This is a genomic window from Enterococcus sp. AZ020, assembly GCF_050499205.1.
Lineage (GTDB): Bacteria > Bacillota > Bacilli > Lactobacillales > Enterococcaceae > Enterococcus_L > Enterococcus_L dunnyi.
In genome coordinates, this window is record NZ_JBIPAT010000001.1 from 2,456,487 (window position 1) to 2,470,488 (window position 14,002).

12 protein-coding genes are annotated in these 14,002 nt (G+C 34.4%); 10 read left to right on the top strand and 2 right to left on the bottom strand.

All coding sequences use genetic code 11. The features are described 5' to 3' along the window. Positions 1 to 18: 18 nt before the first annotated feature. The 9 genes from IGI58_RS11710 (at position 19) to IGI58_RS11750 (ending at position 10,732) form a co-directional block, all read left to right on the top strand. A complete protein-coding gene (locus IGI58_RS11710; protein ID WP_429953255.1) occupies positions 19 to 1,113 on the top strand; it encodes a polysaccharide pyruvyl transferase family protein in 1,095 nt (364 codons plus the stop codon). 20 nt (positions 1,114 to 1,133) lie between these two features. Next, positions 1,134 to 2,147 (top strand): nitroreductase family protein, encoded by a 1,014-nt coding sequence (locus IGI58_RS11715; protein ID WP_429953254.1) that lies wholly within the window; start codon positions 1,134 to 1,136, stop codon positions 2,145 to 2,147. Further along, entirely contained in the window at positions 2,144 to 3,559 is a 1,416-nt protein-coding gene (locus IGI58_RS11720; protein ID WP_429953253.1) for a lipopolysaccharide biosynthesis protein, read from the top strand. The genes IGI58_RS11715 and IGI58_RS11720 overlap by 4 nt, the downstream gene beginning before the upstream one ends. 31 nt (positions 3,560 to 3,590) lie before the next feature. Next, positions 3,591 to 4,850: a sugar phosphate nucleotidyltransferase gene (locus tag IGI58_RS11725; RefSeq protein WP_429953252.1), complete on the top strand. Its 1,260-nt coding sequence runs from the start codon at positions 3,591 to 3,593 to the stop codon at positions 4,848 to 4,850. A 26-nt stretch (positions 4,851 to 4,876) separates the two neighbouring features. Next, complete coding sequence (locus IGI58_RS11730) at positions 4,877 to 6,556, top strand: phospho-sugar mutase (RefSeq protein WP_429953251.1); 1,680 nt, start codon at positions 4,877 to 4,879, stop codon at positions 6,554 to 6,556. A gap of 2 nt (positions 6,557 to 6,558) precedes the next feature. Then, positions 6,559 to 7,725 (top strand): nucleotide sugar dehydrogenase, encoded by a 1,167-nt coding sequence (locus tag IGI58_RS11735; RefSeq protein WP_429953250.1) that lies wholly within the window; start codon positions 6,559 to 6,561, stop codon positions 7,723 to 7,725. Positions 7,726 to 7,863: 138 nt separating this feature from the next. Continuing rightward, positions 7,864 to 8,982: an LCP family protein gene (locus IGI58_RS11740; RefSeq protein ID WP_242585586.1), complete on the top strand. Its 1,119-nt coding sequence runs from the start codon at positions 7,864 to 7,866 to the stop codon at positions 8,980 to 8,982. Between the two features lie 128 nt (positions 8,983 to 9,110). Further along, a complete protein-coding gene (locus IGI58_RS11745) occupies positions 9,111 to 9,812 on the top strand; it encodes a glucosamine-6-phosphate deaminase (RefSeq protein WP_429953249.1) in 702 nt (233 codons plus the stop codon). Between the two features lie 215 nt (positions 9,813 to 10,027). Continuing rightward, a complete protein-coding gene (locus IGI58_RS11750; RefSeq protein ID WP_429953247.1) occupies positions 10,028 to 10,732 on the top strand; it encodes an MgtC/SapB family protein in 705 nt (234 codons plus the stop codon). Between the two features lie 94 nt (positions 10,733 to 10,826). On the opposite strand, the gene IGI58_RS11755 is transcribed toward IGI58_RS11750, so the two are convergent. Beyond that, on the bottom strand, positions 10,827 to 11,636 hold the full coding sequence (locus tag IGI58_RS11755) for a DUF92 domain-containing protein (RefSeq protein ID WP_429953246.1): 810 nt from the start codon (positions 11,634 to 11,636) through the stop codon (positions 10,827 to 10,829). Between the two features lie 161 nt (positions 11,637 to 11,797). On the opposite strand from IGI58_RS11755, the gene IGI58_RS11760 reads away from it, so the two are divergent. Then, positions 11,798 to 12,907, top strand: a complete 1,110-nt coding sequence (locus tag IGI58_RS11760; RefSeq protein ID WP_429953245.1) for an AI-2E family transporter — start codon at positions 11,798 to 11,800, stop codon at positions 12,905 to 12,907. 53 nt (positions 12,908 to 12,960) lie between these two features. Here the strand turns inward: IGI58_RS11760 and nrdF are convergent, their stop codons facing one another. After that, positions 12,961 to 13,923: a class 1b ribonucleoside-diphosphate reductase subunit beta gene (gene nrdF, locus IGI58_RS11765; protein ID WP_088271316.1), complete on the bottom strand. Its 963-nt coding sequence runs from the start codon at positions 13,921 to 13,923 to the stop codon at positions 12,961 to 12,963. Positions 13,924 to 14,002 lie beyond the last annotated feature (79 nt).

The following is a 14,002-nucleotide window of genomic DNA, read 5'->3' on the forward strand; positions in this document are numbered from 1 at the left end:
TAAGAAGGGACTCTGAGAATGAAAAAAGTTGGTATATTAACTATGAATGGGAATCATAATTATGGCAATAGATTACAAAATTATGCATTACAAGATATTCTCAAAAAGAGAGGGTATCAGGCTGAGACCATTGTTATTCCAAGACTAAAACATGTCAACGAAAGAAAGTTATACAAAAGGATCTTTCGTATTGCCAAAAATCCTATTAGCTATATAAAAAGAAATGCAGTAAGTACTCAATCAGTAAAGTCACTGAAAGAAGAAAAAATTAGACCTTTCACAGATAGATATCTGAATACCAGAGCTATTAAAATTTCACAAAAAAAACAACTGAATTCTGAATTTGATTTTTTTGTCGTTGGTAGTGATCAAGTGTGGAACCCTAACTTTTTTGGAAAAGATAGTACCAATTTTTTGGATTTTGCTGAAAAAGGAAAGCGAATTTCCTATGCCGCAAGTTTTGGCGTCTCTTTAATTAATGATGAATTTAAAGATTTTTATAGAAGCAATTTATTGAAAATGGATAACATTTCTGTCAGAGAAACTTCTGGAAAAAAAATTGTCGAAGAATTATTAGGAGAAAGTGTACCTGTGGTTTTAGATCCGACAATGCTGTTAAGTAAAGAAGAATGGTTAAATCTTGCCCATAATGAAGTAAAACAAATCAAAATTGAAGAAGCATATATTTTAATTTATACATTAAGAGGTGTTTCAGAAGAGGTCAGCGAAAAGATCAAAAAGTACGCACAAATAAAAAATCTTAAAGTAGTGTTTATTATGGGAGACCTTTATCAAGAAAATGCGTTAGTTCCAACTGTTACGGAGTTTATTGAATTAATCAATAAAGCACATATATTCTTTACAGATTCATTTCACGGTACTGTTTTTTCAATTTTATTGGAGACAGCCTTTGTTACTCTAGAAAGAGATGGAGGAAATATGGAATCAAGGTTATTGACGCTATTGAATAAATTTGAATTTACTAGCAACTATTTCTACAGTGAGATGGATATTGAAAATGTTTGTAGTCAGATGAGCTTTGAGCATGTGCCTCCTATATTGCATCAAGAAAAAGAGCTAGCATTTCAATTTTTGGATGACAGTTTGAGCTAGTAAGTGAGAGAAGGTTTGTAATGAATTATTTAAAAAATATTATAAAAAAGTTTGTTCCTCAAAAAATGAAGATTAGGTATAGAACAATACAAGAAAAAAGAGTGCTGAAAAATTCATATAGATATGACTATCAAAAATTTTTTGGAGCCATTTCTAGCAATACAGAAACTCAAATAGAGTCTCAGTTGATGTTTGCATCTCATTCAATAGAAAAAGGATTAAGTCATGAGAATTTTCGGTCAAACTTTGGTGAAAACGCACTTATAAAACTGTCTAATTCGCTGGAAAACTATAATAGGCTTGGTTTTTCTAAATCAAGCACTCGTTATAAGATTGCACTCTCATCATTAAAAAATTATAAATTGTATCATGAAGAGCAAGGGATAGAACCAATCCATCTAAAGGATATTTTTTCAGATGATATTCTAAATGAAGTTGAACAGTCAAATGAAAACTTATCAGGGACGGTTGTTTTAGAAAAGATAGATAAGAAAGAGTCTAGGAAAAAAAATTTTTATGAAATAAGCCAAGAAAGAACCAGTATTAGAGAATTTTCTGATGCGGAAATTGATATGAGAACTATTGAAAGTGCATTAAGCATTTCGATGAAGACACCAACAGTGTGTAATCGACAACCTAACCGAGTCTATGTTGTAAAAAATAAAAAGGTTATGGAAAAAGTTCTTGAAATACAAGGAGGATATAAGGGCTATAAACTTCCAGCTATCTTGATACTAGTCAGCACAGACAACAGAGCATTTGTTTCGATAAATGAACGAAATGAAGGGTTTATAGATGGTGGTCTTTTTTCAATGAGTCTACTCTATGCTTTAGAGTATGAAGGTTTAGGTGCGTGTGCATTGAATGCCATGATGAATCATGATAAAGAACAGGAAATCAAAAGAATACTGAATGTCTCGGAGTTTGAGAATTTGATAATGTTTATTGCAGTTGGTCAGATTCCGGATAAAGGTGTCAAATGTCCTAAATCACAAAGAGATACCTATCAAAAGATAATGAGAGTGATAGAATGAGTCAGAATGGAAAGTATAAAAAACTGTTGGGCAATTCAGTGATTTTCGCTATCGGAAATCTTGGAAGTAAGCTGATTTCTTTTATCATGTTACCGTTATATACGTACAAATTATCAACAGAACAGTATGGAACTGCTGATTTAATAAGTACAACGGTGACGTTATTATTACCCGTGGTTACACTAAGTATTTTTGAAAGTGTGCTTCGTTTTGCAATGGACTCTGAGAGTGATAAACGGAAAATTTTTTCTAATTCACTTGCGGTTACTTTTTTTGGTAATTTATTCGTATTCATATTTGTATTAGTAAGTATATCCATAGGCAATCGTAATTTATTTTTCCTTCTACTCCTTTTAATGTTACAGTCCATACAATCACTACTTGCGCAATATGCTAAAGCGATAGGCTTATTAAAAGAATATGCATTTAATGGTATTTTGATGACTGTTGTAACGTCTCTAATGAATATCTTATTATTAATCATCTTTGATTATGGAATAACTGGCTACTTAATATCAATTGTACTTACATATATAGTAAGCATCTTGTTTTTTTCATTTAAACTTGATTTAAAAAATACATTTAACAGAAGTTCCATAGATTATTTTTATGTAAAAAAGATGTTATCATATAGCATTCCACTCATTCCAAATTCTATAGCAATTTGGTTTACGAACATGGTAAGCCGATATTTCATCTTATTTTTCTTAGGTGCATCGGCAAATGGTATATTTGCAGTTGCTAATAAAATTCCTGTGTTGTTAACTACGTTGCACTCACTGTTTTATCAATCTTGGCAATTATCTGCTATAGAAGAGTACGAACATGAAGGAAAGTCTCAATTTTATACAAACGTGTTTAGTTTATACTCTCAATTACTATTTTTAGGGATTACATCTATCTTAGTAATTGTAAAACCAATGATAGAATTTACTATGAGTGGCGACTTTTCAAGTGCTTGGAAATATGTTCCTTTTTTACTACTTACGGTTGCGTATTCTAGTTTTTCCAGTTTCTTAGGTACAAATTATATTGCAGCTAAAGCTACGAAAGGGGCATTATATACAACGAGCATTGGGGCTACACTGAATATAGGGTTGAACTTATTATTCATTCCAACCCTGGGGTTATATGGAGCTGGCATGAGTTCTTCAATTAGTTTTTTTGTCTTATGGTTGATAAGAGTCAAACATACTAAAAAATATATCCATATCCAGTTAAATATATCCAATTTAATTTTGAATAATTTAGTGATCTTAATCCAAATTATTTTGTTGTTTGTATTGAACGGCTGGATATTGTTGTTTGGAGAGATTTTAATGCTCACTTTATCGCTCTTTGTTAATAAAGGCTTGATCCAATCTATTTTTGATTTAGTGAAAAAAATGGCTTTAAAAAAACGAGTAAAATAGCGTTACCATTTAAGGAATTAGGAGTTGGAAAATGAAGTTAATACTGCTTTCAGGCGGCTCAGGTAAGCGTCTATGGCCGCTATCAAACGATCAAAGATCAAAACAATTTATCAAACTACTACAAAACGAAACAGATTATGAATCAATGGTGCAAAGAGTCTGGGGGCAAATCGAAAGTATTGGACTTCGTGAAGATACATTGATTGCAACAAGTAGCAATCAAGAAGCCATTTTAAAAAAGCAACTTGAAATTGAAGCAAACCAAATAATCGTTGAACCATCTAAAAGGGACACTTTTGCTGCAATTGCTTTGGCAAGTTCTTATTTATATAGTAAATTAGGTGTTTCAAAAAATGAAATAGTGATTATTTCACCTGTAGATCCTTATGCAGCTGAAACTTTTTTTAGTACATTTTTTGAGTTGGAACAATTATTGTTGAATTCTGATTTCACCATTGGATTAATTGGTATTGAACCAACGTTACCGTCAGAAAAGTATGGCTATATTGTACCGGTTAAGGATGATTCTCATGAAGTTGCTGAGTTTGTAGAAAAACCTAACCGAAAATGTGCTGAAAAGTTAATTGATAATGACGCTATGTGGAATGCTGGTGTGTTTGCCTTTAGGTTATCTACAATTTTAAATATTTTAGATGAGAAAAATATTACATCAGATTTTGATGAGTTATTGTTGAATTATGAACAACTACCCAAAAATAGTTTCGACTATGAAGTAGTAGAAAAGCAAGAAAATATTGGGTATTTAAGATATAGCGAATATTGGAAAGATCTGGGAACTTGGAATACGTTAACTGATGAAATGAGTGTCAACAAGGTCGGGAATATGATCGAAATAATCGATAGTCCCAATACTCATGTCCTAAATGAATTAAATATACCTGTGGCAGTTTTAGATATTCCAGATGCGATTGTGTCAGTCAGTGCCGATGGTATACTGGTTTCATCAAAAGAAGAGAGTCCAAGAGTTAAGGAAATACCTAAAAGTTTTTTTGAAAAAAAAGCATTTTCAGAAGAATCGTGGGGGACTAAAAAAAGATTAACTTTTTCAGAAGATGTAGAGGTTGTTCTCTACGAAATGGCCGGCGAAAAAGAGCTTGAACTGACAGTTTTTGCATCGAGTAGATTGCTAAAATTAAGCGGGTGTGGGACGATTTCCTACAAGGATTCTAAGGAATTAATCGATGAACTGCTAATTGTTGGTGAAGAAAATAGAAAAGTACTGATTCAATCAGAAAGCAAGTTCAAATTTTTGATTGTTACTGAAAAGTAATGGGAGAATAAAAGGGGGTGGAGCGAATGGGTACATATACAAGTAGATATAATGAATGGTTGTCCTCACCCTATTTTGATGACCAAACTAAGGACGAGTTAGCATCAATTCAATCTAGTTTGAAAGAAATAGAGGAGCGATTCTGTAAGGACTTGGTATTTGGCACAGGGGGATTAAGAGCAATCATTGGTGCAGGAACAAATAGATTGAACAAGTATACTGTCCGCAGAATCACTCAAGGGTATGCCAGCTTCTTACTAAAAAACTATGGGAACCAAGCAAAAGAAAAAGGCGTAGTGATTGCTTACGATACTCGATATCTATCAGATGTATTTAGCCGTGAAATAGCTCAAACACTTGCTTTTAATGGAATCAAAGCGTATCTGTTTAAAAAAGTAACAACAACGCCAGAGTTATCTTTTGCAGTTCCCTACTTAAACGCGATTGGTGGAATTGTTGTTACTGCAAGCCATAATCCTCCAAGCTATAATGGTTATAAAATTTATGATGAAAGCGGCTGTCAAGCAGTTCCTAAACTTGCTGAGAAGATTATAAATGAAATAGAGCAGATCACAGATTATTCGAAAATTGGTATAGCAGATTTAGACGATGCTCTGATTGAGTGGCTTGATGAATCAGTCGATACAGCATTTATAGAAGCCGAAAAAAGATTAGTGCGGTTTCCAGAGTTAATAAAAAGAATGGGGGAACAATTCCAAATTTTGTATACTCCGTTACATGGTACTGGAAAATATGCTATATTTCGCTTGCTTAAAGAAGTAGGCTTTAAGAAAATTTATACTGTTGAAGAGCAATTGGAAGAAGATGTGAAGTTTTCTACTGTTGACTCGCCTAATCCAGAAGAACAAAGTGCGTTTGAAATGTCTATAAATGTTGGAAAAAAGCATGATGTTGATCTAATCATGGGAACTGATCCCGATTGTGATCGAGTTGGAGTCCTTGTAAAAATAGCATCTGGTCACTATAAGGCGTTGAATGGAAATCAAATTGGTGCGCTACTAGTTTACTACTTACTTTCAACAGATGAAAAATTGTCTAATAAAAAGAACCCTTTTATAGCTAAAACGATAGTTACAAGCGAGTTAGGCACTAAAATTGCAGAAAAATTTTCAGTTGAGACGATAAATACATTAACGGGGTTTAAATATATTGGAGAGAAAATTAATGTTAAAACCCCGGACGCTTCTTTTATCACTGGTTATGAAGAAAGTTATGGCTACTTGGTGGGAGAAATTGCTAGGGATAAGGACGGAGTAGGCTCGACATTGGTGATAGCTGAGATGGCAGCATACTATGCGAATGAGGGATTAACTTTATACGATGTTTTGGTCAATCTTTATAAAGAATTTGGTTACTATAAAGAAAAGCAGTTGTCCATTCACTTGACTGGACAAGCAGGATTGGCTAAAACTCAGCAATTAATGAGCCAATTTCGTCATCTAACTGAACGATTCAAAATAGAGAACGATGTTAAAGGGATTTTAGATTATTCCACTGGAATAGATGGGTTACCTCAAGCTGATGTTATTAAAATCCTGTTTAAAGATGAATCTTGGATTGCGGTAAGACCATCTGGAACGGAGCCTAAAATCAAGTTTTATTTAGGCGTTGTTGGTGTGTCAGAAAAAGAATCAAATGAAAAATTAAATATTTTAGAAGAAATAATTGGGAAGGTTGGGAAATAAACGTGAAGATATCAGTATTCGGATTAGGCTATGTTGGTTTAGCAAATGCTCTATTATTATCACAAAATGAACATGTTTTAGCGTATGATATTATAGAAGAAAAAATTGATACCCTAAATCAAGGAATATCACCAATTGAGGATAAAGAGATCAGTGATTTTTTGACACAAAAGAAGTTAAATATTACCTTTACAAAAGAGTTTGAAAAAGCTGTTCTTTTTGGTGATTACTTGATTATTGCAACCCCAACAGATTATGATGAAAAGAAAAATTATTTCAATACATCCACAGTTGAATCAGTGATAGAAAAAGCTTTAGCTATAAAATCAGACGCATGCCTTCTCATAAAGTCCACTGTGCCAGTTGGCTTTACTGAAGAAATGAGACTCAAATACAACACTAAAAACATTATTTTTTCTCCAGAATTTCTTCGAGAAGGGAAAGCACTATATGATAATCTTCATCCTTCACGAATCATCATTGGAGAATGTTCTGAACGGGCAAAAGAGATTGCTCAGTTATTTGCTGATAATTCCTCTAAAGAAAACTGCGAAATTCTTTTCACTAATTCTTCTGAAGCAGAAGCTATCAAGTTATTTTCAAACACATATCTCGCTTTGAGAGTGGCTTATTTCAATGAGCTGGACACCTACGCGGAAGTTCGTGGTTTAGATACAAAACAAATCATTGAAGGTGTAGGTTTGGACCCAAGAATTGGGTCTCATTATAATAATCCTTCGTTTGGCTATGGCGGCTATTGTCTACCAAAAGATACGAAACAGTTGCGAGCAAATTACGATCAAGTACCTAATAATATTATCGGCGCTATTGTTGAAGCGAATACGACAAGAAAAGATTTTATTGCAGAACAAATTTTAGCTAAGCAACCGAACGTTGTCGGAATATACAGATTGACGATGAAAGCAAATTCTGATAACTTCAGATATTCTTCGATACAAGGAATCATGAAACGCTTGAAGGCAAAGGGGATCGAAGTGATTGTTTTTGAACCTACATTAGAAGAGGAAAGCTTCTATCATTCAAAAGTTGTTAAAGATTTTGATGAGTTCAAGGAAACTTCTGATATCATTGTTTCCAACCGATTTGAAGATGAATTAGAGGATGTCAAAAGTAAAGTTTATACAAGAGATCTATTCAGAAGAGATTGAATTTTCTTTTTGTTAGAATCCTTATCTTACATTTACATTAAGTTCTCATGCCAAATCTTCAAAAATGTTGCGACAGGATTGAAATTGTGAGAAAATAGATTTCATGAATTATTCTTGCAAAAAATGAGGAAGTGTCTTATGAACCTATGGAAAAAAGTAATACTAACTGCTTTAGGATTAGTACTTGTTTCAGTTGCCGGTATTTGTGCTTATGGAATTAAAATGTATTCTGATGCCAGCGGTACAGTTGAAGGCGTGTATGAATCGATCGATCGAACATCAAAACGCAGAGAAACAGCCGTGAACATTGATGCACAAGAACCTTTCTCCGTTTTATTGATGGGAATCGATACAGGAGATCTAGGACGAACAGAACAAGGTCGTTCTGATACGACAATGGTAGTTACTATTAATCCAAAAGAAAAAAAATCAACAATGATCAGTTTGGACAGAGATATTTTAACTGAGATTGTTGGCTATGGTACAGAAGATAAACTGAACCATGCTTATGCATTTGGCGGTGCGAAGATGGCGATTGATACAGTAGAAAACTTACTGGATATTCCAATCGATAACTATGTATCGATCAATATGAAAGGCTTAAAAGATCTGATTGATGCTGTAGGTGGTATCGAAGTGGATAATCCGTTTGAGTTTACATTAGATGGTATTACGGTTCCAAAAGGTCATATTAAGCTTGATAGCGAAACTGGTTTAGCTTATGCTCGAATGCGTGAAGAAGACCCTGAAGGAGACATTGGACGTCAACGTCGTCAGCGTGAAGTTGTTGAAAAAATCGTGAACAAGATAATCAGTATAGACGGTTTGACTAAATACAGACAGATTTTGAATGCAGTACAAGATAATGTAAAAACAGATCTAACTTGGGACAATATGGTAGACATTCAGAAAAAATATATGCCTGCCTTCAAAAATATTGACTCTTTACAATTAGAAGGTGAAGGACAAGAAATTGGCGGTATCTATTACCAAATCCTTGATCCGGAAAAATTATATAAAACACAAACAAATTTACGTGCTCAGCTAGGACTACCAGAAAATACGGAGATGCAGGCAAAAGATACTGCAAACTACAATAATTATGTTGGTGGTACGGGATACGGTTCAAGCTCAACGGATGCAGCTGCAGGTACTTATGGTTATGGACAAGATGTAGTAGCCAACGATGTGACTGGTGGCGGAACTTATACTGATCCAAATGCTGAAGGAACTGAACAGTATACTGGAAATTACTAATTAGAAAACTTCTATCCTGATAAAGGCTAGAAGTTTTTTTTATTTTTATACATTTCTACTAGAAATCCTTTTTAGAGGGTGTTATAATTGGACTATACCAAATAAACGAAGACGAGGGAGCAATTTCGATGGAAATCATTAAAGTAGCAAACGCCGAAGAAGGCGGAAAAAAAGCATTTGACTTGATTAAAGCAGGTATGGACAATGGAGCAAAGGTTTTAGGTCTTGCGACAGGAAGCACACCGGAAACATTATATAAAGAGATGACTTCAAGTGACTTAGATTTTTCAGATATGGTTTCTGTAAATTTAGATGAATATGTTGGTTTAGGTGGAGACGATGATCAAAGTTACCGTTACTTCATGAATGATCAGCTATTTAACAAAAAACCATTTAAAGAAACATATGTACCGAACGGTAAAGCAGCAAATTTAGAAGCTGAGTGTGTTCATTATGAAAGTATCATTGACAGTCATCCGATTGATATTCAAATTTTAGGAATTGGTCAAAATGGACATATTGGTTTTAACGAACCAGGAACACCATTAGATAGTTTAACTCATGTAGTTGAATTGACAGAATCAACGATCAATGCGAACAAACGCAATTTTGAAAAAGTTGAAGATGTACCTACACGTGCTGTATCAATGGGAATTGGTTCAATTATGAAAGGTAAAAAAATGATTTTGATTGCTTACGGTGAAGCAAAAGCAGATGCGATCAAAGGAATGATCGACGGACCTGTTTCAGTAGATTTACCAGCAAGTGCGTTACAAAACCATCCAGATGTTGTTGTTATCGTAGACGAAGCAGCAGCAAGTAAATTATAATCGCAGCAGATGATGGAAAAACCAAAGCTGATCAGGCTCGATTTTGGTAAATTTACCGAAGAACCTGACTTGGGATTTCCCTTAATTACATTTTAGAGTGCGAAACAAAACTGATTTGTCGTTTTGTTTCGTACTCTTTTTTTGTTGTAGTATGAAAAAAATGACATAGATTTAGTGTTATAATAGAAGGGAGAATAATAGGAGGAATGAGCGGAATGGATGTACATTTAACGATTCAAGAGATCATTGTGCGCTTGAGCTTAGCGATGCTGATCGGTGGTGTGATTGGCTTTGAGCGGCAGTATAAAAATCGTCCGGCGGGAATGCGCACACATATTTTAGTTTGTATGGGAGCGGCAATTATCGCTTTGATTCAAGTAGAGATTGCAGCAAGTGCGCTGGAAGATGCGATGAATCATCCAGAATTAAGTGGTGTGATTCGTTCGGATCAAGCACGTTTGATTGCTCAAGTCGTCAGTGGTATCGGCTTCTTAGGTGCAGGAACGATCATTGTAACGAAACAATCGGTAACAGGTTTAACGACAGCAGCTTCCCTTTGGGCGGTTGCAGGATTAGGTATTTCCATTGGTATGGGGTATTACGCGATTGCGATCACTAGCTGTATTGGAATTTTTGTTGCTTTGACATTAGTTAGAAAAGTGATTCATGTGCCGACAACAAAAAAATTAGAGATTCGATATCTTCATAAGCAAGAAACGAAGGAGTTTATCAATCGTTATTTCGAAGAGCATAAAATTGAGATCGAAGACGTGAATTTTAGTGTTTTATTAGTTGGTGATGACCAAATTTATACCAATATTTATACGATCGATCTACCTAAAGGAATGACCTATGCTGAGGTGATCGAGGATTTATCGATTCATAAAAATATAACTAAATTGCGTTTGGTAAGTATCTAATTTATTTTTGTCTTTAATAGAACTCCCCCAGAAAAACTGAGTTCTTAGCTTCAGTTTTTCTGGGGGAAAATCATTGTCAGGTTATTTACAGGTATCAAAGAGACATAAGCAACCAACTTAAAAGAACAGTGAAACATCCACTGATAAAATTGACCCAATCGTTGTTCAGCCAAAAAATTCCACTAATTTTAGTTGTTGGCTGCTGATGATGTACATTACGTTCTGTCACCTGATCGCAAATAGAACATCTGTATTTTACCTGAAACGCTGCACCTAAAAAACTGTCGATCAATGAATGGGCAAAGCCGCAAACAACAGGAACGAATACAAGATTTGTAGTAAAAGTGATGTTAGGATCATGAAGAAACCAAAAAGTAATCGAAATCATAAGACTACCAAGAATAGAAGCAAAGGTTCCAAGTAATGAAACGCCTCCAGATAGGCCAGAAGGAATCGGCTTAAATGTGAGAATGGAAAGTGGAGGAGACGTACTTAAAATACCGATCTCAGATGCCCAAGTATCTGCTGTAGCACCTGCTATGGCACTAACATAGCCGATCATGAATAAAAGGTTATCTGTATAGTAATAAAGAATCAATGAAACAACAGCTGGAAGGCCGTTTGCCAGTATTTGCCAACCGTCTCTTTGTGCGTCTTTTTTACTTATAGTATCTTTACCATCAAGTGCAGCTACTTTTTTTAAAAAAGAAATACAACTAGAACTGCCAAAAAGAAGGATCAAAAGTATCCAAGTTGGCCAGCTGCCAAAACCACAAACTAGGGTTCCAATCATGATCAAAGCAAAAACACCCGATTTTGTGAGTAATTGATAGACATAAGAAAAAAAGGCAATGAAGCTGCTGCCGAAAATACCAAGTAGTAATTTATACGCCAAAATAGTCATATGCTGCCTCCTAAAACAAAACAAGTATATCATGAAAGTACAAGATAGATTAGATAAATACACAATAATCTATGATCACGAAATAATAGTTATAAAAAAAATATTTTTTATACTTGAAAAGAATGATAAAATAGAAATAGCTAGATTATTGGAGGTTGGATATGGGTTCTCTTTTTAAGCAGTCAAAGTTACTATTTTGGACAACAGAAGTGGTTTTGACTATTATTGGTATTTACTTTTTATTAAGGATGCCAAATGTTTTTAGTCCGATATTGGGAATGATTTCCGCTGTTTTTATGCCGTTGCTGATTGCAGGCTTTTTGTATTATATGTTTGATCCAGTTGTTGTATTTCTTGAAAAACATAAAGTACCTAGACTTGTTGGCTTTATGCTTTCTTTTTTAGTCTTAGCGGTTTTGATTGCTCTTGTAATCATGAATGTCGTTCCTCAATTGGTCAAACAGTTTGTTGACTTGACGCAGTCACTTCCAGGATATGCGGAGGAAATGAATCGTTGGTTGACTGAGCTAGGCAACTTAGAAGAAATCAAAGGATTCAATATTCAGGATCAATTAGATAAAGCGAATATCACGATTACAAATATTTTGAATTTCGCGATCGTAGGAGTGACGAGTAGTTTATCGAAAATCGTTGGAATATTAATGAAATTCTTTATTTTACTTTTTACAGTACCGTTTATTTTATTTTTTATGTTTAAAGACGGACATAAGTTTTTAGACGCATTATCTCATTTTTTTCCTGCAAGTATTAGAACAGAGCTTCGTCAAACAGTAAGAGAAATGAATCAAACGTTGTCAGCCTATATCAGCAGTACTGTTTTGGATGCTTTGATCATTGGAGGTTTAAGCTTTATCGCAATGACGATCTTTAAACAACCGTATAGCTTGCTGCTAGCTGTTTTTTGTGGAGTGACTAATATCATTCCTTATGTAGGGCCATTTATTGGTGCTGTACCTGCCGTTCTTGTTGGCTTTTTCATCTCACCTTGGCAAGCACTATATATGATGTTGTCGATTCTTGTCATTCAGCAGTTAGATGGTAATTTGATCAAACCCTTATTGATGGGCAAGTCGATGAATATCCATCCATTGACGATCATTCTTGTATTGATTGCAGCTGGAAGTGTCGGTGGAATCATTGGAATGCTGATTTGTATTCCTGTTTATGCTGTGATTAAAACTTTAGTGGTCAATATCGTTAAAATTTACAAAATTCGCAAAGAAGAGAGTATTCAGCTTTCGGATGAATGATAGAAAAAAAGGATTAGCGATAACATTTTAGGTTATCGCTGATCCTTTTTCAGTTATTCCATGCCAATCAAATAATCGTCATCTTTCATCGCTTCAACAGTTCCTAATAAATAGCCGTTACCAACTTGTGAGAAGAAGTCATGGTTACTTGTTCCTGTAGAAATACCATTCATGACGATTGGGTTTACATCGTTTGCTGTATCAGCAAATAATGGGTCCATGCCAAGGTTCATCAGTGCTTTATTAGCATTATAACGCAAGAAGGTTTTTACTTCTTCTGTCCAGCCTAATTCATCATAAAGCTCTTCTGTATAACGTTCTTCATTTTCGTATAGTTCATAAAGTAGGTTATACATCCAATCTTTTAATTCGTTTTGTTCTTCTTCAGACAGTTCATTAAAACCTAATTGGAATTTATAGCCGATATATGTGCCGTGGACAGATTCATCACGAATGATCAATTTAATGATTTCAGCAACATTAGCTAATTTGTTATTGCCTAGATAATAAAGAGGAGTATAAAAACCAGAATAGAATAAGAAGGTTTCTAAGAACACACTTGCAACTTTCTTTTCTAATGGTGTGCCGTTTTTATAGATTTCATTGATCTTTTCAGCTTTTGTTTGTAAGTAAACATTTGTATTAGTCCATTCAAAAATGTCATCGATCTCTTTTTTAGTATTCAACGTACTAAAAATTGAAGAATAACTTTTCGCATGAACAGATTCCATAAATTGGATGTTGTTAAGCACCGCTTCTTCATGAGGCGTACGGATATCTTTTCTTAGTTGATCCATGCCGCTTTCAGATTGAACTGTATCAAGTAAAGTTAAGCCGCCGAAAACATATCCGACAGTTGTTTTTTCTAAGTCTGAAAGTGTTCTCCAGTCATCTAGATCGTTTGATAGTGGGATACGTGTATCAAGCCAAAATTGTTCTGTTAGTTTTTCCCAAGTTGATTTATCGATCACATCTTCGATCGCATTCCAGTTGATCGCTTCATAATATGTTGCCATTTATTTTCCTCCTAATTACCGAATGACTGTTTAACCTAAGATCATCAAAAGCGGGTCAAAACTAAAAGTTCGTTTTGAT

Coding starts and splice junctions, on each gene's coding strand:
- IGI58_RS11750 (WP_429953247.1), top strand. CDS start 10,028: ATGGATGTACATTTAACGATTCAAGAGATCATTGTGCGCTTGAGCTTA.
- IGI58_RS11715 (WP_429953254.1), top strand. CDS start 1,134: ATGAATTATTTAAAAAATATTATAAAAAAGTTTGTTCCTCAAAAAATG.
- IGI58_RS11710 (WP_429953255.1), top strand. CDS start 19: ATGAAAAAAGTTGGTATATTAACTATGAATGGGAATCATAATTATGGC.
- IGI58_RS11760 (WP_429953245.1), top strand. CDS start 11,798: ATGGGTTCTCTTTTTAAGCAGTCAAAGTTACTATTTTGGACAACAGAA.
- IGI58_RS11725 (WP_429953252.1), top strand. CDS start 3,591: ATGAAGTTAATACTGCTTTCAGGCGGCTCAGGTAAGCGTCTATGGCCG.
- IGI58_RS11720 (WP_429953253.1), top strand. CDS start 2,144: ATGAGTCAGAATGGAAAGTATAAAAAACTGTTGGGCAATTCAGTGATT.
- IGI58_RS11745 (WP_429953249.1), top strand. CDS start 9,111: ATGGAAATCATTAAAGTAGCAAACGCCGAAGAAGGCGGAAAAAAAGCA.
- IGI58_RS11730 (WP_429953251.1), top strand. CDS start 4,877: ATGGGTACATATACAAGTAGATATAATGAATGGTTGTCCTCACCCTAT.
- nrdF (WP_088271316.1), bottom strand. CDS start 13,923: ATGGCAACATATTATGAAGCGATCAACTGGAATGCGATCGAAGATGTG.
- IGI58_RS11755 (WP_429953246.1), bottom strand. CDS start 11,636: ATGACTATTTTGGCGTATAAATTACTACTTGGTATTTTCGGCAGCAGC.
- IGI58_RS11740 (WP_242585586.1), top strand. CDS start 7,864: ATGAACCTATGGAAAAAAGTAATACTAACTGCTTTAGGATTAGTACTT.